A 21,574-nucleotide genomic window follows, 5' to 3' on the forward strand; every position below is an offset into this window, starting at 1 on the left:
AAACGCTCAGTATTTGGTGCGGATGCAATAGCCCGGATGATGCGTCATGCGCGCAAAGGTAAGCGGCCTGTCTTCTTTCCAGGTGGTGCGTTCCATTTGAATCATGGATGTTCCCGCCGTGGTGCCCATGAATTCTGCCAGTCGCGCATCTGCGGATATGGCGCAGAAAGCGACCTCGGCGTCGGTGAAAGGTGCGGCCGTCAACAGCCATTCATGTGGCCCCTGTTCGACCAGGTCCGCGTCCTCTACATCTGGAACAGCCTCGATGTTGATCCACCGTTCTTCCATCTGGAAGGGCCGATTGTCTGCATAGTGCATACAGATTACATGTAGAACACGCGCATCCGGTGCCACGTTGATCTGCGAGGAAAGCCATCCAGGGCTGGTGACCACATTTCTTTCAACAAGCGCATAACGATAATTTGCATTCTGGTTTTCGACCACTTGCCGCGCCAGTGACAATTCGAGTTTGGCGTGTTTGCTGGGCTCTTTCTTGACGCGTGTGCCGCTTTTGCGTTTGCGCTCGACAAAGCCCTGGTCGGCCAGTTCTCTCAAGGCTCTGTTCACAGTGGCCCGGGCGCAATTGAACTCCTCTGCCAGCTGGGTCTCCGTCGGCAAAAGCGATCCTTGTGGCCAGACACGGCTTTCAATGCGTCGTTTTACTTCGTCTCGAACGAACTGGAAGCTGATCCGCTTTTGTATCGTCACGGGTGAATCTATCCCTTCAAGTATAAAGTGTGCGCATCTGTTCAGAAGCAAGTAGAAGTGTAAAGGGGAAGTGACACTGGTTGGCGTCATTTTCCTGTTCTCAGGAAACTAAGTGAGAAAAATTAAGTGTTTGTTAAGCTTTACGTCAGGTCAAATTTCGCCGCGAAAAGGCTTTACCCGCACTGACAAAGCGGACAAGACTTCGAAAACGCTTTGGAAAGGATGCGCCATGCCAGGCTTGCTGGAAACCGTTGACCCGGACGGGCTCGTAGAATTCTCGGTCGTATTTACCGACCGTTCGTTGAACCATATGTCGCAGAAGTTTCAGCAGGTGATGCGCGACATTTCGGACATGCTGAAAGACGTGTACAACGCGGATGGCGTTGCCGTTATTCCCGGCGGTGGAACCTATGCCATGGAAGCGGTCGCCCGACAGTTCGCACGCGGCGCGGATGTGCTGGTGGTTCGCAACGGATGGTTCTCGTACCGGTGGAGCCAGATCATTGAGAGCGGCTCTCTGACAAACTCGACCACGGTCATGAAAGCGCGAGAGACTGGCAATGCCAGCCCATCGCCTTTTGCGCCTGCTCCGATCGAAGAGGTCGTCGCCGCGATTCGCGAACAAAAGCCCGGCGTTGTTTTTGCGCCGCATGTCGAAACCTCAGCGGGGGTCATTCTGCCGGATGATTATGTGACCGCGCTGGCAAGCGCGGCGCACGAGGTGGGTGCATTGATGGTGTTGGATTGCATTGCGTCGGGTTGCGCCTGGGTGGACATGAAAGCCACCGGTGTCGATGTTCTGATCTCGGCGCCGCAGAAGGGGTGGAGCGCGTCACCATGTGCCGGTCTGGTCATGTTGTCTGAACGGGGCGAGGCACGTCTGGAGCAGACCAGTTCCGACAGTTTCGCCCTTGATCTGAAGAAATGGCGGCAGATCATGCAAGCCTATGAAAACGGCGGCCACGCCTATCACGCCACGATGCCGACCGATGCGTTGCTGGCTTTCCGCGACACCATGGCAGAGACGCGTGAATACGGGTTCGAAAAGCTGCGTGCGGCGCAATGGGCGCTGGGTGACGGTGTGCGGTCGATGTTGAAGGACAAGGGCGTCGTTTCGGTCGCGGCCGACGGTTTTGGCGCGCCTGGAGTTGTGGTCAGCTACACCTCGGATCCCGAAATTCAGAACGGCAGGAAATTTGCGGCGCTGGGTATGCAGATTGCCGCTGGTGTCCCGTTGCAATGCGATGAGCCAGAAGGGTTCAGCACGTTTCGGTTGGGCCTGTTTGGGCTCGACAAGCTGTACGACGTGGACGGCACTATCGCGCGTTTGAAACGGGTGCTGGATCAGGTTCTGTAAGCAGCCCGGGCCTTAGTGAACGCCAAGGCCCATCTGCATCAACGTCTTGCGCACTGGTGGCAGGGAATAAAGTGCGCTCAGCCCCATCGCCCGTGCATCCCGCAGCGGGCGTGCCTCGATCATCGAGGCGCGGTTCAGCAGATCAATGCCTTTGACACGCATCTCGACCTCGGTGTGACGGGCCTTGTGATAGGCGTCCAGCATCTGTGCGTCTCCCAGACTTTCGGGCCGGGCCTGCGCCAAATCCAGCATGCAACGCAGATCGCCCAGCGACATGTTCAATCCCTGTGCTCCGATGGGTGGCACCACATGCGCGGCCTCAGCCATCAGGGCGATGCGTTCCCCCGCCAGCCGTTCCGCCGATTGGCTGATGATCGGCCAGATCGTTCTGCGGGATGCTAGTTTCAGCGGGCCGAACAAACCGCAGGACCGAGAGGTCATGGCGGCCTCGAATGCCTCGGGTTCCAGGTTCAGGAGTTCAACGGCCTTCGGTCCGCGTTCCATCCAGACGATGGCGGACGAGGGCTGCCCTTCCCAGTCCGGCAGAGGCACCAGCGTGAACGGTCCACCCGACCTGTGAATCTCGGTCGAGACATTCTCGTGTGGAATGGGGTGTGTCACCGCAAAGGCCAGCGCCTTCTGCCCATATCGTGTCGTGTGCACTTTGATTCCGGCGGCCTCGCGCATAAGTGAGTTGCGACCATCGGCGGCAAGCACAAGTCTGCACCGGACGCGGCTTCCATCGCTCAGGCCCACGCGGGCCTCGGCGGTTCGGGTGAACAGGCTGGTGGTTCCGGTGCCGGTGCGGAAATCGACATTGGGCAATTCAGCCAGTCGCGCCACCATTTCTCGGCGCAGCAACCAGTTGGGCAGGTTCCAACCGAAAGGGTGGTCAGAAATGTCGGCTGCGTTGAAGTCGCGGACAACGCGCGGCTCGGGCACGTCGCCCCCCGCGTCAACGATCCGCATGATTTGCAGCGGAGCCGCGTGGGCATCCAGCCTGGCCCACAGACCGCATTGTTCCAGCAGGCCGCGCGCAGGCTGCAAAAAAGCGGTGGTGCGCAGGTCCGACCCGTCCACGTCCCGCTCGGTGATCGGAGGGCTCGGATCAACGCAGATCACTTGAAAACCTGCCGTTCCGAATACCGCCGCAGCGGTCAGGCCGGCGATCCCGCCACCGGAAATCAGGATGTCACAGCTGTCGGTCATGGCGCCTCTCATCATTCCGGGCAGAACCTAATTCGGATCTGCCCCGAGTGCCAAGTGACATCCTGTCCCGTATTTCAACCGCGCGAAATCAGCACGAGGATCAGAAACATCACCGGCACCATCATAAGGGCAGGGATGTAGAGACCGGGAAGGCCGAACAACATGATGGAACAGCCCCACATGCTGAAAATCGCAGCGGTGGTGTAATACAAATCTTCTGCCTTGGCGTTGACCGCGTCGCGCGCCAGCCATCCAAAAACGGGAATTGCAAAGAAAAGGCGCTGCCAAATCGGCAGGCGCAGCGGCATGTCAATCGTGCTCATCGGGGTCTCCATCTGTTCGTCGCTGACGCGCATATAGGTATGCAGATGCAGGTGCGGAACGTGCAGATCGTCGCACTGTGACAGGCTATCGCAGGCGGGCCAAAAACGCGGTCAGATCGTCCGTATGGTGATGAATGTGATCGGCTTCATGCGGGTCGGGGGCAACATGCACCGTACGCATTCCCATCTCGTGCGGGGCCGCAAGATTGCGTGGGTCATCTTCGAACATGGCCGCCATTTCGGTCTGGAGGCCATCCTTTTCAAAGATCGCTTCGAAGGCAGCTTTTTCCGGCTTTGGTCGATACCCTGCGTGTTCGACACCGTAAATCGCGTCGAACAGGCCTGTCAGGCCGCGTGCTTCCAATACACGTTCCGCGTAAGGCGCGCTGCCGTTGGTGTAGACGATCCTCCGACCTGGAAGGGCGCGTATATGGTCGGCCAGTTCCGCATCCGGGTCCATGTGGCTCATGTCAACCTGATGTACCGCATGCAGGTAAGGGTCGGGGTCCAGATCATGCTCGGCCATCAACCCGGCCAGCGTGGTTCCGTATTCGCGCCAGTAATGCGCGCGTAACCTGTCGGCCTCGGCCCGGTCGACACCGATGGCTTGCACTACATAGTCCGTCATCAGAACTTCGATCTGATCGAACAGCCGCATCTGCGGCGGATACAGGGTGTTATCCAGATCGAACACCCATTGGGTGACATGACTAAAGGAAGGTTTGACCATGGCTTGGGTTTAGGGCGCAGTCGGGCGGTTTTCAATGCTGTACTTGATCGCCGCCCCCTGACACGGCTAGACATGTCCGAACGAGGAGACAAACGATCCCATGAGCCAGACCCGATCCCCGACCAAGGACGCCTACAGCCTTATCCTGGAAGCCATCGATGTGGGCGTCTACAAGCCCGGTGATCGGTTGGTCGAAAGCGAACTGGCTGAACGGTTCGGCGTGTCGCGCACTCCGATCCGTGAAGCGCTGCAACGCCTGGAAACCCAATCCTTGCTGGAACGGGACGGGAGGTCATTGATCGTGGCGTCTCTGGACCACAACCAGATGGCCGAGCTTTACATCGTGCGCCGGGAACTTGAAGGGCTGGCTGCGCGCCTGGCCGCAAAACACGCCACCGAAGAAGAAATCAAAGTTCTTCAGGACATGGTGGTCGAAGATGACAAGCTGATCGATGACCCAACGGCCTTGTCGCGCGCCAACCGACGGTTTCACGAACAGATTCATCTGGCGTCACACAATCGCTATCTGGTTCAGCAGCTTGATCTGGTTCACCGGACCATGGCTTTGATGGCGACCACTTCGCTGGCTGTTCAGGGTCGTGGCGAGATTGCGCAAAGTGAGCATAAGGGAATCGTCGAGGCCATCGCAGCCCGAGACGAAGAGGCTGCGGGGCAGGCGTTGAAGGAACATATTTCGGTCGCCTTCATGACACGTCTGAAACAGGATGCCAGTCGTCGCGACAAATGAACGTCAGGTCAGCGGAACGTCTTCGCTGGCCTGCCCGTGTTGGGTTTTGTCCCAAAAAAACGGATTTGTCGCCAGTTCCCACAGGGCTTTGTAGCCGGCGACCACCCCCAGAGGGAAATACAAACACATCGTCGGAACCCACGGCAGCAAAAACCGACGTTCGCGCGCGGATACAGCGATGATTCCGACGCATATATTCAGGGCCTCGGTCGCCAGAAACAGCCAGATCAGCGCCGTCGTGATCTGCTGCGGCAGGATCTGCTCCATCGGATTGGGCATGCCCAGGGCGTATAGCCAGAAAATCCATAGAACGGGGGCCAGCAGGAACTGACCCAGAGTGCCCAGAAAGAACGCCTGTAGGCCGAAAAACTTCGCCGCACCCAAATCAGCATACAATTTCCGCGGGTCGCGCATGTGCACAAGATAGGTGACCATGAACCCCTTGAGCCAGCGTGAGCGTTGCTTGACCCACGGCCAGGCGCGGAAATTCGCCTCTTCGAATGTCGTGGTATCCACCATCTCGGTCCGATAACCGGCCCGGCAAAGCCGCACACCCAAATCGGCATCTTCGGTGACATTGTGGGCGTCCCAGCCGCCCAGTTCCAACAGCTTTTCGCGGCGGAAAAAGAACGTCGTTCCTCCAAGCGGGACGACCAGCCCCATACGTGCGATGCCCGGCAGGATCACGCGAAACCAGCTGTTGTATTCGATGGTAAAACAGCGTGACCGCCAGTTCGTGCGGGGGTTGTAGTAATCCAAAACACCTTGCAGGCATACCACCTCGGGCGAAGCTTGGGTAAAATGCGCAACCACACGTTCGATCTGATCTGGCTGTGGTGCGTCTTCGGCATCCCAAACGCCAACGATGTCACCACGGCAAAAATCCAGCGCGTAATTCATGGCGCGCGGTTTGGTGGTCAACCCGTTCAGTTCCGGGACTTCAACAACACGCATCCAACTGGGCAGCGCCACCCGTGCAAGGGCGTCGCGCGTCACGTCATCGGTTTCCTCAAGCACGAGAATGACGTCCAGCAGCGCTTTGGGATAGGTCAGCCTTTGAAGCCGTTGCACCAGAGCACTCGCGATTTCTCGTTCCTTGTACAGCGGCACCATGATGGACACGCAGGGGTGCCGAAGTGCGATTGCCGCCTCGGGTGGCTCGGTCGGCTTTTTCATGTGGTCGCTGAGACAGGCCAGCGCGCCGATTATCCGAAAGGCGGCAAAAAGAACCAAACTGCCTAGGGCTGCGCCCAGCAAAACCATCAATCCAAACGAGGGGAACAGGGCGAAAAGAAACAGCACACCCAGCGTAGTTGCAGATGATACGAGCCTGGGCCCGGCGGTCCAGTTGCGGCAGCTTTGAGCGGCGTTCACCCGGGTTTCGGCCGCTTTTGCAAGTGTCCGCGAGAAGTGCTGTGCAATGACCCGGTCGATCTGATGAGAATCCGCAAGAACCGGCAGGATGGCATAGTCGCAATCCTGCATCTCGGCAACCACGGTTGCAAAACGATCGGGCCGGGCAGTGGCGACCAAAACCAGAGGGCCGATGCGCATCCAGGGAATGACATTGTGCTCAAGCCAGAAATCCACCGGCTTCAGGTTGCACAATCCGGGCATCGGTGGAATTTGTTCGAGGTCCGCGATCTGCCACCCGAACTGCGTGGATAGGGCCTTCAGTACGTCCTGCCTGGTGGCATAGCCCTCGCCAACCAGAATTTCGCCAAGCGGCGCTTTCTGCCTGGTCTGCAAGCTCAACGCATGGTCCAGTTGCGAGCGCGTGATGACCTCGGTTTCCAGCAGGCAAGTTCCCAGCGGTTTGCGAAAACCGGGCGCCGGGATCGGGGCAGCGGTTGTAAAGTCCTGGAGATTAAGTTCAACCATAAAGAAACCCTGGCACAGTTACCTGCGCTCAGGGTTGATCAAACAAGGTTAATGTGTCGTTAACTCTGGTAACTTAAGGGTTTATGCCTGCTCTTTTTTCTTTTCCATCGCATCGGCGAAACGCTCGAACAGATAGAAACTGTCCTGGGGTCCGGGTGACGCTTCGGGGTGGTATTGAACCGAGTATACAGGTCTGTCAGTCATTCGGATACCGCAGTTCGAGCCGTCAAACAGCGATCTGTGTGTCTCGACCACGCCTTCCGGCAAAGACTGCGCGTCCACGGCAAAACCGTGATTCATCGAAGTGATTTCGACCTTGCCGGTTTCCAGATCCTTGACCGGGTGGTTCGCGCCGTGGTGACCGTGGTTCATCTTGACTGTCTGACCGCCCAACGCCAGCGCAAGCATCTGGTGGCCAAGGCAGATACCAAAGACGGGCAGATCGGTTGTGTCCAGAATTTCCTTGATCATCGGCACAGCATAGGCACCCGTTGCAGCCGGGTCTCCGGGACCGTTCGACAGGAAAACGCCATCCGGCTGATGGGCCAGCACTTCGGCAGCGGTCGCCGTCGCTGGCAACACGGTTACATCACATCCAGCCGAGGCGAGACAGCGCAGAATGTTGCGCTTGGCACCGTAATCGACAGCCACGACTTTGTGGGCAGGGGCCTCTTGTCGCTTGTACCCGTCAGGCCAGGCCCACCGCATTTCATCCCAGCGATAGCTTTGGGCGCAGGTGACTTCCCTGGCCAAGTCCATACCTTCCAGCCCGGCAAAACCGCGGGCCGCAGCAACCAGGGCTTCGATGTCGAAATTGCCCTCGGGGTCATGAGCCAGCGCCACATGCGGCGCGCCCTGCTGGCGGATGGCGCGGGTCAGTCGGCGGGTATCAACGCCGCCGATGGCGATGCGTCCACGGCGGGCAAGCCAGCCCTTGAGTTCCTCGGCCGAGCGCCAGTTGGACGGCTCGGTCGGATCCCATTTGACAACCATGCCAGCGGCGACCGGATCGCCGGTTTCGTCATCCTCCGGGTTCACGCCGACATTGCCGATATGGGGGAAGGTAAAGGTGACGATCTGCCCGGCATAGGATGGATCGGTCATGATTTCCTGATATCCGGTCATGGCTGTGTTGAAGCAGAGTTCAGCCACGGTCTGTCCGGTTGCACCGAAACCGAGGCCGTAAAACAGCGTTCCGTCGGCCAAAGCCAGACATGCGGTGGGCTTGGACGGGGCGTTCTGGGCCATGGCGCGACTCTCCTGCAAGGTAAACCGGCGCATACCTAAGGGGGTTAAGCGCCTGGGTCAAGTCTGTTCAATTTTTGGGCTATCGTTATTTTTCAATGGGTTAAGCCTGATCGCCCCCGGTTGTATCACGCTTTTTGTTTAGATATGTTCGGGGTTCCGTTGTCATGGGGATGGACAAGCCAAATGGATATGCGATCACGGGTGAATGCCGCCCTGAAGCAAGCTATGAAAGACAAAGCAGCCGAGCGTCTGTCGACACTGCGGTTGATCAACGCGGCCATCAAGGACCGCGACATCGCCGCGCGCGCCTCGGACAATGAAGAGGTCAAGGGCTGCGGTGATGCAGAGGTGCTTGAAATTCTTGGCAAAATGACCAAGCAACGCAAGGAAAGTGCGCGCGCCTATGAAGAGGGCGGTCGCCTGGACCTGGCCGAACGCGAGATGCAGGAAGTCGCCGTCATCGAAGAGTTTCTGCCCAAGCAGCTGGATGATGAAGAAGTGTCAAAGGCGATTCAGGCCGCGATCACTTCAACCGGTGCCGGTTCCATTCGGGACATGGGCAAGGTCATGGGCGAGCTGAAGACCCGCTATACCGGACAGATGGACTTCGGCAGGGTCGGACCCATGGTCAAAGATCAACTCTGTGCCGCATCAAACGGCGATTGCTGAGACATCAGGCTGAAACACCTAATGCGCGACAGGATCGCGCAGTTTCCTGGCCAGGTCGTCGTAGAGCGTGATACGCTCGTCTTCCGACAGAAACGCCCCGATTTCCACCTCACGCCCGTCTCCGACGAGCGTGACGTAATGTGGAACCGGGCCGCCTTCTTCGTACATTTCAGGTCGTGCCCAATAGCGATTGCACGACCATTCCTGTTGGTCCTTGCCAGGGGTGTGATGCACCAGGCGGGCTTGTGAATCGGACAAGGTAAAAACCTCAAACGTACTGCGCGCGCGATAGTTCGCCTGAATCGCCAGCCAAAGCCCAAGCACCGTCAACAGCAGAAACGGTAACAGACCCCACAACACGACCGACCCAAGCACGGCCAACAATGGGATCAAACCGAACAGAAACACGGACAGGATGGCAATCATCGCCCCACGTCGCGGCAGTGAGTTATGCGGCCAGAGGCGCAGCTCGTGTACGGTTTCGGATGTCTGATTCCATTTGTAGGGCATACCGGAAACATATCGCAGTGCCGCGTCATGTCGACGGGTTTTGATCAGACCACGTGGCCCACCCGCGCCCACGACAAGGCGTCATCCAAACGGTCGTCGCCCCAGAACACCTCTTGCCTCACCACGAAGCTGGGGGCGCCGAAAACACCCAGTTTCACTGCGATGTCTGTTTCAGCTTCTAGTGCCGCGACGATATCCGGGCTGCGCGCGCGTGCCAGTGTCAGACGGGGATCCTGCTGGCACCGCAGCAAAGCTTCGGACAGGGCGCTTTCGCTGCCCGCTTCGACGCCATCCTCGAACCAGATGCGGTAAAGGTTTTGGGTAAATGACTTGCCCCATCCATCCATCATACCAAGCAGAGCGACCTGATTGGCCAGGGCAAGATCGGAAATCGGATAGGGTGCGGGCAGGCTGGCGTGGATGTGATACTTGGCACAGCGCCTTTCGATATCGCGCCACATATATGCGGATTTTTCCGGTTTTCCGGCAAACGGGATATTCTGCTGTGCTGACATGACCGTGCGCACATTGAAGGGCCGCCAATTCACGGTGGCGTCATGTTCAGCGCACCAGTCGTCCAGACGCATCACGGTAAGGAAGCTGTAAGTGCTGCCGATTGAATACCAAAAGTCGATTTCCGGCATTGCCGATCCTCCGACTGTTCTGTGGGGGTATCATAGCGGATTTTGATACACTTGGCGAACCGGCAGAGGTGAAAACGAAAAACCCCGCCACTTGGGCGGGGTTTCCTTGGATCAGATCGGGATCAGTGGGCGTGGCCTTTGTCCCAGTCTTCCTGCTTGGGCAGCTGCTCGAACGTGTGCTCGGGCGGCGGCGAGGGCAGGGTCCATTCCAGCGTGTCCGCGTATTCGTTCCACGGGTTCGGGCGTGTCTCTTTCGCGCCACGCATCAGGGCGTAGATCACGATGCCGAAGAACAGCAGGAACGAGGCGAACGAAATGAACGCGCCAATCGACGATACAAAGTTCCACTGGGCAAATGCCTCGGGGTAGTCGATGTAGCGACGCGGCATGCCCTGACGGCCCAGGAAGTGCTGCGGGAAGAAGGTCAGGTTGGCGCCGATGAAGAACATCCAGAAGTGAACCTTGCCCCAGAACTCGGAATACTGACGACCTGTCATCTTGCTGAAGTAGAAGTAGACGCCTGCAAAGATCGCAAAAACAGCACCCAGCGACATCACATAGTGGAAATGCGCAACCACGTAGTAGGTGTCGTGATAGGCACGGTCGACACCGGCCTGCGATAGAACCACACCGGTCACACCGCCGACGGTGAACAGGAACAGGAAGCCGAAGGCGAACAGCATCGGTGTCTTGAACTCGATCGAGCCGCCCCACATGGTGGCGATCCACGAGAACACCTTGACCCCCGTCGGAACCGCGATGACCATCGTTGCCAGCATGAAATAGGCCTGCTGACGCAGCGACATGCCGACGGTGTACATGTGGTGCGCCCACACGACAAAGCCCAGCACGCCGATCGCGATGATCGCCCAGACCATCGGCAGGTAACCGAAGATCGGCTTGCGCGAGAAGGTGGCGATGACATGGCTGATGATGCCGAATCCGGGCAGGATCACGATGTACACTTCCGGGTGGCCGAAGAACCACAGGATGTGCTGATACAGGATCGGATCGCCGCCACCGGCCGGATCAAAGAAGGTGAAGCCGAAGTTGCGGTCCATCAGCAGCATGGTGATCGCGCCCGCCAGAACCGGCAGCGACAGCAGAATCAGCCACGAGGTGACGAAGATCGACCAGCTGAACAGCGGCACCTTGAACAGGGTCATGCCCGGGGCACGCATGTTCAGGAAGGTGGTAATCATGTTGATCGCGCCGAGGATCGAGGAGGCGCCCGATACGTGCACTGCAAAGATCGCAAGATCCATGGACATGCCGCCCTCGGTCGTCGACAGCGGCGGATACAGAACCCAGCCCACGCCCGAGCCGGCCTGGTCGTTGCCTCCAGGCGCCAGCAGCGACGCGACACCCAGCGAGGTGCCGGCGACATACAGCCAGAAGGACAGGTTGTTCATCCGCGGAAACGCCATATCCGGCGCGCCGATCTGCAACGGCATGAAATAGTTGCCAAATCCGCCGAACAGGGCCGGGATGACAACGAAGAACATCATCAGAACACCGTGATAGGTGATCATGACGTTCCACAGATGCCCGTTGGGTGTACATGGGTCGGCCATGAAGCCTTCCAGACACATGTACTGAACGCCCGGGTGCATCAGCTCGAGCCGCATGTATACGGTCATCAGAACCGAGATCAGACCGGCCAGCGCCGAAACGACCAGGTACAGAATCCCGATGTCCTTGTGGTTGGTCGACATGAACCAGCGCTGGAAAAAGCTGCGCTGATCTTCATGGTCGTGACCGTGAATGGCTGCGTCTGCCATTATAGGTGCCTCCTGTTGCAACTGCACCGCGCAGTCGGACCTCTCCAACGCGCGGGATTCCTGCTGTTTTTAGAATGTGACGAGGGCACCTTCAATGGCCGAGTTTGATCTGGATCAAGATTAATTGTCGCGGGCAGGCGGGTGCCGCACGATTTTCCGGCCTTGAACGTGGTTTATCTGGGCATGGCGGATGAGAATTCAAGCCCGGCCTGCCGATGCGACATGGGCGCTGGCAGAGTTCCGCCTTGACCGTTGCCCGCACGCGTCTCAGAACTGTGCCAACACCCGCAATCCAGAGGTTTGAGATGGCTGATTACGACCCCGACAATATCTTTGCGAAAATCCTGCGCGGAGAAATCCCGTGCACGCGCGTGTACGAGGATGATGAAACGCTGGCTTTCATGGATATCATGCCGCGCACGGACGGGCATCTGTTGGTGATCCCCAAAACACCGTGCCGCAACGTACTGGATGCTACGCCCGCGCAACTGACGGCGGTTGTGAAAACGGTGCAGAAGATGGCCCGGGCGGTCAAGTCCGCCTTCGACGCGGACGGGGTGACAATTCAGCAATTCAACGAGGCGGCAGGCGGGCAGGAAGTCTTCCACCTGCATTTTCACGTCCTGCCGCGCCACGAAGGGGTTTCCATGCGCCCGCCGGGCAAGATGGGGGATTTTGACCTTATCGGAGAGCACGCGAAAAAGATCAGCGCCGCACTCGCCTGATCATTCGGCGCCATGTGGCCCCATGCATTCGCCGTGATCCTGAAACGCATGCAGCACGGCACAGACATGGTCGTGCTGCCCGTCGCAGGCCGCTGAAATACGGGTCAGTTCCGCCTCGAGGTTTTGCAGGCGGGCAATACGATCCCGGAGGTCGGCCAGTTGCTTTTCGGCAATTTCGTGCGCCCGGTTAAGATCGCTGCCAGATGCGCCCTCAAGGGACAGCAAGCCCACGACGTCGGCCAGTGGCAATCCCAGATCACGGCAATGGCGAATGAAGATCAGCCGTTTTAAAGCGGCATCGTCATACCGGCGTTGATTGCCCGCGGTTCGTTCTGGCTTGGGCAACAGGCCTTTGTCTTCGTAGAACCGGATTGTGGGAATTTTCACTCCGGTTCGGTGCGATAAGTCCCCGATCGAGAACATTTTTCCGTTGCGACCTCTTGAACCTCTAGTGGCTAGAGAAATTACATGCTCTGGGAAGCCGTAACAAGGGACATGAAACGATATGGCACACCAGCATCCCCACACCGGGCATGGTCACAAGCACAACCACATCGATCCGGACGCAGGTGATGCGCGCGTCGCCTGGGCGATTGCGGTGAACATGTTCCTGACTGTGGCTCAGGTCATCGGTGGCATATTCTCGGGTTCTCTGGCCCTGATCGCCGACGCATTGCACAATTTTTCGGACGCCGTCGCACTTGTCATTGCCTTTTTCGCCCGCAAGATCGCCCGCCGCCCGGCAGATCCCCGGATGAGCTTTGGTTATGGCCGGGCCGAGGTGGTTGCCGCACTGGTCAATTACACCACGTTGATCATGCTGTCGGTTTATCTGTTCTACGAAGGTGTGATGCGGTTTTTTGAACCCGAGCCGATCAACGGTTGGATTATGGTTTGGATCGCCGCGCTGGCATTGGTGGTCGATCTCGTAACCGCTGCGCTGACGTATGCCATGGCCAAGGAGAGCATGAATATCCGGGCCGCATTCATCCATAACGTTGCTGACGCATTGGGATCAGTCGCCGTGATCGTAGCGGGCACCGCAGTGATCCTGCTTGGCTGGACATGGGTGGACCCGGTGGTGACGATCCTGATCTCGATCTACATCATGTGGCATGTCAAAGAAGAGATAGGTGAGACAGTCCGTGTTCTGATGCTGGGCGCTCCGCCCGACCTGGAGCCAGAGCAGGTTGCGGCGGCTATCGAAGAAACAGAAGGGGTGGCCGAAGTGCATCACGTGCATTTGTGGAGTATGCAGGAACGGCAGCCCGCGCTGACGGCTCATCTGGTCGTCGATGCGAACGCCTGGTCAAATGCCGAAGTGGTTCGGGACAGTGTCAGGCAAACGCTGCAAGTTCGTTTCGGGGTTGGCCACGCGACGCTCGAACTGGAACAGGCCGGCCGCGCCTGCGTCGGTTCGTCCCGATTTGGGCACCATGAAGAATAGCGGCGGCGCAAAGAGAATTGCCGTTCCGATTTGGGGTCGGAACGGCAGACTCGTAACCAAACACTTCTCGGATTTCGAGGGCGAGCCCTGGATCACCGGTTAACATACCACTCACTCTTGATTGGCAGTTCCATATTACTCGTTAACGGAGCCTTTGTATCTAGCTGAGTTAAAAAATGCTTAAAGACTTCCCTAAATCCACCGAATTCAGGGTTAATTGCCTTACGCATGGGAAACAGAGCCAGCCGGTCACAGGGATTGTTGTTTGCAACAGTGGCGCGCAGCGATTCGCTGCGCAGTGATCGACAGATGGAATCAGGGTGCCACAGGGCCAAAAACGTCTGCGAATGTCTTTTCCAGTGCGGCATCAAGGTCTGCCATCGTTACCGGCAACCCCAGATCGACCAATGAGGTCACGCCGTATTCGCTGATCCCGCAAGGGACGATGCCGGAAAAATGTTCCAGATCAGGTTCGACATTCACCGAGATTCCGTGAAAACTGACCCATTTGCGCAGGCGCAGACCAATGGCGGCGATCTTGTCTTCCGCCGGTTTGCCGGTCGCCGTCAGCGGCTTGTCATCACGCCGAACCCAAACCCCCACGCGCCCGTCACGAATCTCACCTTTTACATTGAATTCCGCCAGCGCCGAGATCACCCAGGTTTCAAGCTGCTTCACAAACTGACGCACGTCGCGGCCGCGTTTGTTCAGATCCAGCATGACATAGGCCACACGTTGACCGGGCCCGTGATAGGTGTATTCGCCGCCGCGTTTGCTTTCGTAAACCGGAAACCGATCGGGGTCGGTCAGATCCTCGATTTTGGCCGAAGTGCCGGCCGTATAAAGCGGCGGGTGTTCCAGCAGCCAGACGCATTCCTCGGCTTCGCCATTTGCGATTGCGGCGACGCGCGCCTCCATAAAGGCAACGGCGTCGTCATAGCTGGTCAGACCATCGGTGATTTTCCATTCCATGCCGGTCTCATATCCGTCTGGATCGGTCAAGAAAAGGGGTCAGGCGGCCTCGGACAGGCAACGTTGCAGCACCTGGGCATAGGTTTCAGAACCCTGCGCGCCGGTCAGCAGGTATTTCCCGCCAAAAACCATGGATGGCACACCTGAAATGCCCCGGCTGGTCCAGAACTGCTGCTTTTCACGTATCGGGTCAATGTGTTTTCCGCTTTCAAGCGCTTGTTGCGCCGTATCCGCGTCCAGCCCGATGGATCGAACAACTTCCAGCAGAACATCCATATCGGAAACATCCCTCTGCTGAGTGAAATACGCGTCGAACAGAGCCAGCTTCAGAGGATGCTGCCGACCCAACTCTTCCGCCCAATCCAGCAACTGATGCGCCGCGAATGTATTCACCATTCTGCTGTCATCGTCGAAGTTGAAGGCAAAGCCGAGCTTGGCCCCGATCGAGGTAAGCCGGTTCCGGGCCTGCTGGCTTTGTTCAGCGGTCGTGCCGTATTTCTCCATGATATGTTCACGCAGATTCTGGCCCTCGGGCGGCATGTTCGGGTTCAACTCGAACGGATGCCAGCGAAGCCGGGCAAGGACATCCTGTTGCCGCAACGCCATGTCAAGCTGTCGAAACCCGACAACGCACCAGGGGCACACAACATCCGAGACGATATCGATCTGAACGATCGGGCGGTTATCGGGCGAGGGCATCTGCGGCTCCTGTCAGGTCAATAGAGTGTTGTCCAGTGGCAGAGATAAGCCCGTGGTGAAGGAATTTAAACCACTGCGTTTTTGCCTCTTCACATCGCGCGCACCAACGTCTATACGCCGCTTTACCAAGTCATTGGCAGTGCGGTCGTGGCGGAATTGGTAGACGCGCAGCGTTGAGGTCGCTGTGGGGTAACTCCCGTGGAAGTTCGAGTCTTCTCGACCGCACCAACTTTCAGTGAAAGAACATGAAATTGAGGGCGGGTGCGAAGATTGCATCCGGTGTGGCGCCCGCTGTGCGATGTCCGAAAGGGTGGCCGAAGACAGCGGTTCCACGTGAAAGATCCGCTTTCAGAACCTGAATCAGTTCCATGTTTTGGGCATTCATCGGAATGTTTTGGATTCTGCCCGGTGGCACCCCAAGGGTGTCAGCTTGGTCGGCCATTCTGATACACGAACAGGCCGCAGCCTTGCTGAACGTGAGGTTTCAGGTGTTCAGGTGACGGGCGCCGATGTCAGCAGCGCCCGCAAGTGGCGGGCGCAACCTGACCCAAGACCTGAGCCCAAGGCCTGGTCCATTCTAGACCTTTTGGAAATAGACGCCCACACCATCGATTTCGTTGATCGCGGGTGGCTGATAACCCACTTCGTCAAGATAGTCATGAACGGCAGCTTTGGCTGCGGGAACCACGTGATAATCGTCAACGATGATCCAACCGCCTTTCGAGACCTTGCCGAAAAGGTGCCGCAAAGGATCTATGGTTGATTCATACATGTCGCCGTCAAGACGCAGCACTGCAATCTGCTCGCTGGGCACCAGTGGCATGGTGTCTTTGAAGAAGCCCTCGATGAACACGACATTATCGTCCAGAAGCCCGAACTTTTCAAAATTGGCCCTTACAGAATCGGCTGACACGGCCAGAGCGTCGTACTTGTGGAAATCAGACCCCTTGTCGTGAGGATACAGTTCTTCATTCGGCTCGGGCAGCCCCTGGAAAGAGTCACACAGAACGACGCGTCTGTCATTCTGGCCATATGTAAAAAGAACCGCTTTCGCAAAGATGCTGGCACCGCCACGCCATACTCCGGTTTCGACAAAATCGCCGGGAATCTGGTTGCCAATGACGGATTCCACCATGGCGCGAACATTGGCCAATCGCTTGCTGCCTACCATAGTGAACGCAACAGACGGCCAATCCCAGCCGTATTCACGGTTTTTGGAGTTGTAATCCGGTTTGGTGTCTCCAAACAGAATTGGTGGGTCTTCATAGATCGTGCCATCCAGGGCACGGGCAACCGTGGTCAGATATTGTTCCCGAAGTTCCGCGAGCATAGAAAAAAACCTTGCATAGATGTCGGGCTGGTTCTGGCCTTTCTACTGTAAAGATTCAACAAGAATCGCGGGAAATGGCCTGGGGGCATGGCTAATCAGAGTCATATTTTGGCAAAATGTGCCCTGTTCAATTCAGGCACGCGGTTTTATTCAGCTTCGGCGTGCAGAATGAAACATATCTTTTTCAACGCTGGGCAATACATGAAAGCTTGCAGCGATTTCGGCGATTATGCTCTGGCCCAACCCATTTTCGGGGCCGTGCAACGCCTGCCTCGCGCTTCTTTCTGCGTTTGATGTAAAGGAAGCTTGTAAACCCGTGCCTTTCAGGAGATGAAGCACGCAAGCCATCAGGTAAGGGCATAGTGGTGAGCAGATTTACGGAAATTGTCTCGACTGTCTTGCGCTCGGTTTTGGGCGGTTCAAAAAAGAAGATAATTCAACCGGTAGTCTGGTCGGAGCGGAACAGATGTACCGTTGACGGTGTCAATTTTTTCGCCACGGTCGACATCGCAGAATACCACGAAATCACATCGAACGATAGCGAGTTTCTGCTGGTGAAAACCCGCGAAATGATCGAGGCCGAACTGGATTGCACCTCGAAGATCGATGTTCGCAATATCGTCGATATCGGAGTATGGCAGGGCGGGAGCGTCGTGCTCCTCGATCGTGTTTTTCGACCTGACAAACTGGTTGCTGTTGAGTATTCGACGCGCGAACTGCCTCACCTTGACGCCTATATCGAAAGGCATTCTCGACAGGACAACGTGCGCCTTTACAAGGGGGTAAGTCAGGCTGACGTCAATCGGTTCGGGGAATTGCTGGATGCAGAGTTCGGCAACGAGAAGATTGACCTCGTCATAGATGACGCTTCGCACCAGTATTTGGAAACCTTGTTGTCGTTCAACCTCGTTTTTCCGCGCATGTCTGAAGGGGGCGTCTTCGTCATTGAAGACTGGCAATGGTCCACGATGGACGAACATTACAACTCCGACTATTTCGACGGGAAAAAGGCGCTGGCCAACCTGGTGCTTCAGTGCGTCATGTCCTGCGCCTGCCGGCCAGATATCGTTCGCGAAGTCATCGTGAAAAATCACTCAGCTATGATTGTTCGGGGCGAGGCTGAACTGCAAAGCGGTGCTTTTGACATTACCGAGATCGCCCGCAATCGAGGCGAGACTATTCCCCTGGTACTATAGATCCGAATTGTGTCGGTGGGCGTGCTCTGCCGTCACGACGCCAATTGTTGTGACACTGTATCTCTCAGTTCAGGTTTGGTTATCCGGCGGGCCAGACGCATGAACGGAACTTCGACGACATAATGGATAACAGTTGCAATGGGTACTGCCACGGCAAGGGTAACTGCGCAGACCACGGGCACCACAAGATCCGGGTTGTCCGTAAGCGTTGCGGCCCATCTGGTCAGATTTGTCTTATAGATCAAAAACGGATGCATCAGATACAGGCTGTAACTGATCTTTCCCAGAAAACGCGTTGTAGAGTTGTACAGTGCAGAGACAGGTCGAAGCGCTTGCGATAGCACGAGACTTGCAGAGGCAACGCCCCAGCCCAACACAAACTCGAGCGGGACCGGCTTGTACAGTTTCTGTGCCTCATCAGGGATCGGCCCGAACAGAAACATGAAAACCAACCCGGCCAGGCCCGCGACGAGGGTGGCATAGCCAAGAAGGCCCGCGTGCGAAGTCGGTGTCAAACGGTAGATGCACCAGACGATCAGGCCCAACGCAAAATACGGGGCGTTCGTGAAAAAGCTGGTCCAATAGTAGTAATCGGGAACTTCGCCCTGACCAGACAAGTTTATAGACGCCCATCCCAAGCAGGCGAGCAAGAAGAGAATTATCGCTGACCAAATATTCCGCCAAATCCAAAGGAAGGGGAACAGAAGATAGAAGATGACTTCGACGCCGATTGACCAACCCGCCGGAACAAGACTGGTTTGTTCACTGGGGACAAACCCGAACAGAAATGTCATATTCCTGATGATCGTACCCGTTTCGGCTTGGACACCTATATACAGCCAGGCGAAAAGCATCAGGTAAAAGAGCGGGGCAATTCGAAAAAACCTGCGCAAGGCATAGGCCCAACTTCGATCAATGGAAACTCCATTTGGATAAGCCAGCGACATGGACATCGCGCTGATTATGAAAAACAGCGGCACCCCCATCGAAAAATAGTCGACGCCCCAGTCTGTGTAATCGACTCCAAGTGGATGAATGAGCACTGCGTGTACAAACACGACCGCAGCCGCTGCGATACCGCGCAGAGCATCAAGGCCATGCGCCCTTTGGTCTTTGAGATTACCTGTCATGATCTACTCGAGATGCCGCAACCTTGCTGCCAAATGACTTCGGCAGCAGTGAACACCAGCTATAGATGTCTGGCGCGCGAAGGCAATCCGAATGACGGTTTCAAGGCAGAGGCACGCTGCGGGATCGCTGTCTGCGGCGTCGTGGCCGTCTGCGGAGTTTTGCAGTTGGCAGTCACTGAACCGGCGGGCTCGTCCACTTGCAATGCAATTCCGGGGCCCGTAACAAAGCCGCAGGCAGGGATGCGCGCTATACATCTGCAAAGATGCGTTTTTTCCCGCTATCCTGAATTTGCGGGCCACGGGTACAGGTAGACGCGATGAGACTTGTCATATCCACGATGAAAGACGAAGGGCCGTTCATCCTGGAATGGATTGCATATTATCTTTCGATCGGCTTCACGCATTTTATCGTCAATTCGAACGATTGTTCCGATGGCACCGACGCGATTCTTCGGCGATGCCAGGAACTGGGGTTTCTGGCGCATATCGACAATCCCGGTCCGTGGGAATTTGGACCTCAGGCTTCAGCTTATGCAAACGCCATGGAACACCCCTGGAGCAAAGAGGCCGAATGGATTTTGGTCTGCGACGTGGATGAATTTCTTGATATTCGCGTCGGCGACGGGACGCTGGACGATTTGTTTCGTGCATTGCCGCATGCGGACGGATTTGCCGCGATCTGGCAGTTGTTCGGGCACAACGGAATCGTCGAGTTCGAAGACAGGTTCATTGTCGAGCAATTCACCTGTGCGGGCGAGCTTGGCGCCGTCAGCCCCCATAACTTGCGGGCGTTCAAATCGCTGTTCCGCAACAACGGATCGTATCGCACGATAAGCACGCATCGACCGCGCGGCCCGATACCCAACAAGGCGGATCGATTTGCCTGGGTCGACGGGGACGGGGATCCGTTGCCGCCGGCCATGCGAAGACGCGGGTGGGCGTATTCATCAACGGGCGCCGGGTTTGGTCGCAGGCTTTTTCGGATGAACCACTATGCGGTGAGGTCCGTGGAAAGCTATCTGATGAAACGGTTGCGCGGGGATGTGAACACCTCGAGCTTTCATCCGAAGATGGAGGCAACCGGTCAAGCTTACTGGAAGCTGCATTGCTATAACGACATCGAAGAAACCTCGATCCTGTCCAAAGTCGCGCGACTGCGGGAGGTTTACGAAAAACTGCGATCCGATCCTGTTCTGGGGCAATTGCATCATCAGGCGGTTGCATTTCACAAGGAACGTATTGCAAGCCTCAGAAAAACCGAGGTGGCGCAGGATTTCGTTGCAAAGTTCAGCCGCTTTCGCAGCGGGCGCTATGTCAAGGCGCTGGACCTCGGCGTGATGGAAGACGGCGATCTGTCCTTCAACGCCGAAATGTACAAGGACCCGGAAATCACATTTGCCCAGGTCGCGAAATGGACGCGGCTTGGCAAGATGTCCAAGCCCGAGAACTCCAGGCCATACAATTTCCCCTGGTTTGTTCGGCTCGACTCCCTCGAAACCTCGTTCGATTACGAAGAGGCCGCCGCGCAGCACGCGCAAATCACGGATGCCAAACAAGTCTCGGTGCCGTTTGATCCAAAGGATCCTGTCTACCTGCCTGCTGTCCCCCCGGAAGTTGAAAGAACAAAAGACCAGCGGCAGAGTTTTCTTCGATCGATCAGTGGCAAGAAGAACTGGGTGCTAATCGGACATGTTGAGACTGAAATCATTGAAGAAATACTTGACCTTGACGCTGTCGAGAGATTGACGGTCGTAGGACCGTGGGGGCTGTCATGGGACGGTTTCACCTGCCCGGATGCAACCCAGGATCCCGAGCTACAGGCGTTGGACCGCACGTTCTATGCACTGCTGGAATATTTCCGCGACCCCATTCTTGCCGGACGATTGCGTGTCTACCGGGCGCTGCCCCCCTTGATGCTGAAGCTGTTTGAAGACGAAAGCGTCGGTGTCGTCATCATCCGCGGGGTGCGGGCCGAGCAGGTGATGACCCAGCTGTTGCGCCGCATCGACCGGGTTCTTGCACCCGGGGGCAGTATCGCATTCACATCTTATCGCCGTCATGGTGGCGGGTCGTATACGGGTATGAATGCGGCAATAAACAGTTTTCTGGGGCGCAATGCTGCGCGGTACCGGGTAACCAGCTTGCAGCCACCGTGGCTTGGTATCGACAAGTTGCCACCACTTGACAAAAAGGATGCATAGCTTCTGGTTCTTGCGCCGACGGCGTGGTAGCCATGTTTCAATAAACAAAACGGGTTCTGCGTGAAC

Annotated in this window: 21 protein-coding genes and 1 tRNA gene; 8 read left to right on the plus strand and 14 right to left on the minus strand. The window is 56.9% G+C overall.

The annotated features are described in order from the left end of the window. Positions 1-6: 6 nt before the first annotated feature. Positions 7-708 carry a GntR family transcriptional regulator gene (locus NOR97_RS05650; protein ID WP_257600491.1) on the minus strand — a complete coding sequence of 234 codons (702 nt, stop codon included), beginning with the start codon at positions 706-708 and terminating at the stop codon, positions 7-9. Between the two features lie 229 nt (positions 709-937). On the opposite strand from NOR97_RS05650, the gene NOR97_RS05655 reads away from it, so the two are divergent. Continuing rightward, the gene (locus tag NOR97_RS05655) at positions 938-2,065 is read left to right on the plus strand and encodes an aminotransferase class V-fold PLP-dependent enzyme (protein WP_170346612.1); all 1,128 of its coding nucleotides are present in this window, start codon (positions 938-940) and stop codon (positions 2,063-2,065) included. Positions 2,066-2,077: 12 nt separating this feature from the next. Here NOR97_RS05655 and NOR97_RS05660 read toward each other — a convergent pair whose 3' ends face one another. The 3 genes from NOR97_RS05660 to NOR97_RS05670 all read right to left on the minus strand — a co-directional run bounded on the left by NOR97_RS05660 (position 2,078) and on the right by NOR97_RS05670 (position 4,327). Then, positions 2,078-3,274: a UbiH/UbiF family hydroxylase gene (locus NOR97_RS05660; protein WP_257600492.1), complete on the minus strand. Its 1,197-nt coding sequence runs from the start codon at positions 3,272-3,274 to the stop codon at positions 2,078-2,080. Positions 3,275-3,348: 74 nt separating this feature from the next. Continuing rightward, positions 3,349-3,597 (minus strand): hypothetical protein, encoded by a 249-nt coding sequence (locus tag NOR97_RS05665; RefSeq protein ID WP_257600493.1) that lies wholly within the window; start codon positions 3,595-3,597, stop codon positions 3,349-3,351. 85 nt (positions 3,598-3,682) lie between these two features. Beyond that, positions 3,683-4,327 (minus strand): pyrimidine 5'-nucleotidase, encoded by a 645-nt coding sequence (locus tag NOR97_RS05670; protein WP_170346615.1) that lies wholly within the window; start codon positions 4,325-4,327, stop codon positions 3,683-3,685. Positions 4,328-4,427: 100 nt separating this feature from the next. Here NOR97_RS05670 and NOR97_RS05675 point away from each other — a divergent pair, with 100 nt between their 5' ends. Next, positions 4,428-5,075, plus strand: coding sequence for a GntR family transcriptional regulator (locus NOR97_RS05675; protein WP_257600494.1), 648 nt, complete (start codon positions 4,428-4,430; stop codon positions 5,073-5,075). Between the two features lie 3 nt (positions 5,076-5,078). Here NOR97_RS05675 and NOR97_RS05680 read toward each other — a convergent pair whose 3' ends face one another. Together NOR97_RS05680 and carA are read right to left on the minus strand one after the other, a co-directional pair. Next, positions 5,079-6,956, minus strand: a complete 1,878-nt coding sequence (locus NOR97_RS05680) for a glycosyltransferase (RefSeq protein WP_257600495.1) — start codon at positions 6,954-6,956, stop codon at positions 5,079-5,081. An 81-nt stretch (positions 6,957-7,037) separates the two neighbouring features. Then, positions 7,038-8,204: a glutamine-hydrolyzing carbamoyl-phosphate synthase small subunit gene (gene carA / locus NOR97_RS05685; RefSeq protein ID WP_257600496.1), complete on the minus strand. Its 1,167-nt coding sequence runs from the start codon at positions 8,202-8,204 to the stop codon at positions 7,038-7,040. A 183-nt stretch (positions 8,205-8,387) separates the two neighbouring features. On the opposite strand from carA, the gene NOR97_RS05690 reads away from it, so the two are divergent. Continuing rightward, positions 8,388-8,873 carry a GatB/YqeY domain-containing protein gene (locus tag NOR97_RS05690; RefSeq protein ID WP_170346618.1) on the plus strand — a complete coding sequence of 162 codons (486 nt, stop codon included), beginning with the start codon at positions 8,388-8,390 and terminating at the stop codon, positions 8,871-8,873. An 18-nt stretch (positions 8,874-8,891) separates the two neighbouring features. Here NOR97_RS05690 and NOR97_RS05695 read toward each other — a convergent pair whose 3' ends face one another. The 3 genes from NOR97_RS05695 to ctaD all read right to left on the minus strand — a co-directional run bounded on the left by NOR97_RS05695 (position 8,892) and on the right by ctaD (position 11,808). Beyond that, on the minus strand, positions 8,892-9,383 hold the full coding sequence (locus tag NOR97_RS05695) for a DUF2244 domain-containing protein (RefSeq protein ID WP_170346619.1): 492 nt from the start codon (positions 9,381-9,383) through the stop codon (positions 8,892-8,894). A 44-nt stretch (positions 9,384-9,427) separates the two neighbouring features. After that, positions 9,428-10,027: a 2-hydroxychromene-2-carboxylate isomerase gene (locus NOR97_RS05700; protein ID WP_170346620.1), complete on the minus strand. Its 600-nt coding sequence runs from the start codon at positions 10,025-10,027 to the stop codon at positions 9,428-9,430. Between the two features lie 122 nt (positions 10,028-10,149). Continuing rightward, positions 10,150-11,808: a cytochrome c oxidase subunit I gene (gene ctaD, locus NOR97_RS05705; protein WP_257600497.1), complete on the minus strand. Its 1,659-nt coding sequence runs from the start codon at positions 11,806-11,808 to the stop codon at positions 10,150-10,152. A 305-nt stretch (positions 11,809-12,113) separates the two neighbouring features. On the opposite strand from ctaD, the gene NOR97_RS05710 reads away from it, so the two are divergent. Continuing rightward, positions 12,114-12,533, plus strand: coding sequence for an HIT family protein (locus tag NOR97_RS05710; protein WP_170346622.1), 420 nt, complete (start codon positions 12,114-12,116; stop codon positions 12,531-12,533). On the opposite strand, the gene NOR97_RS05715 is transcribed toward NOR97_RS05710, so the two are convergent. Then, on the minus strand, positions 12,534-12,920 hold the full coding sequence (locus tag NOR97_RS05715) for a MerR family transcriptional regulator (RefSeq protein ID WP_306979443.1): 387 nt from the start codon (positions 12,918-12,920) through the stop codon (positions 12,534-12,536). Between the two features lie 118 nt (positions 12,921-13,038). Here NOR97_RS05715 and NOR97_RS05720 point away from each other — a divergent pair, with 118 nt between their 5' ends. Beyond that, complete coding sequence (locus tag NOR97_RS05720; RefSeq protein WP_257600498.1) at positions 13,039-13,980, plus strand: cation diffusion facilitator family transporter; 942 nt, start codon at positions 13,039-13,041, stop codon at positions 13,978-13,980. 315 nt (positions 13,981-14,295) lie between these two features. On the opposite strand, the gene lipB is transcribed toward NOR97_RS05720, so the two are convergent. After that, a complete protein-coding gene (gene lipB, locus NOR97_RS05725; RefSeq protein WP_170346625.1) occupies positions 14,296-14,952 on the minus strand; it encodes a lipoyl(octanoyl) transferase LipB in 657 nt (218 codons plus the stop codon). A gap of 39 nt (positions 14,953-14,991) precedes the next feature. Then, complete coding sequence (locus NOR97_RS05730) at positions 14,992-15,651, minus strand: DsbA family oxidoreductase (protein WP_257600500.1); 660 nt, start codon at positions 15,649-15,651, stop codon at positions 14,992-14,994. A 141-nt stretch (positions 15,652-15,792) separates the two neighbouring features. Between NOR97_RS05730 and NOR97_RS05735 the strand changes: the two genes are divergently transcribed. Further along, a tRNA-Leu gene (locus tag NOR97_RS05735) sits at positions 15,793-15,879 on the plus strand. Positions 15,880-16,228: 349 nt separating this feature from the next. Here the strand turns inward: NOR97_RS05735 and NOR97_RS05740 are convergent. Beyond that, positions 16,229-16,981 (minus strand): TylF/MycF family methyltransferase, encoded by a 753-nt coding sequence (locus NOR97_RS05740; protein WP_257600501.1) that lies wholly within the window; start codon positions 16,979-16,981, stop codon positions 16,229-16,231. Between the two features lie 365 nt (positions 16,982-17,346). Between NOR97_RS05740 and NOR97_RS05745 the strand changes: the two genes are divergently transcribed. Beyond that, complete coding sequence (locus NOR97_RS05745; protein ID WP_257600502.1) at positions 17,347-18,177, plus strand: class I SAM-dependent methyltransferase; 831 nt, start codon at positions 17,347-17,349, stop codon at positions 18,175-18,177. Between the two features lie 32 nt (positions 18,178-18,209). Here the strand turns inward: NOR97_RS05745 and NOR97_RS05750 are convergent, their stop codons facing one another. Beyond that, complete coding sequence (locus NOR97_RS05750) at positions 18,210-19,307, minus strand: acyltransferase (protein ID WP_257600503.1); 1,098 nt, start codon at positions 19,305-19,307, stop codon at positions 18,210-18,212. Between the two features lie 317 nt (positions 19,308-19,624). Between NOR97_RS05750 and NOR97_RS05755 the strand changes: the two genes are divergently transcribed. Next, positions 19,625-21,508, plus strand: a complete 1,884-nt coding sequence (locus tag NOR97_RS05755) for a glycosyltransferase family 2 protein (protein ID WP_257600504.1) — start codon at positions 19,625-19,627, stop codon at positions 21,506-21,508. Positions 21,509-21,574: the final 66 nt, after the last annotated feature.

Origin of the sequence: Ruegeria sp. YS9, assembly GCF_024628725.1 — a bacterium.
Classification (GTDB): domain Bacteria; phylum Pseudomonadota; class Alphaproteobacteria; order Rhodobacterales; family Rhodobacteraceae; genus Ruegeria; species Ruegeria atlantica_C.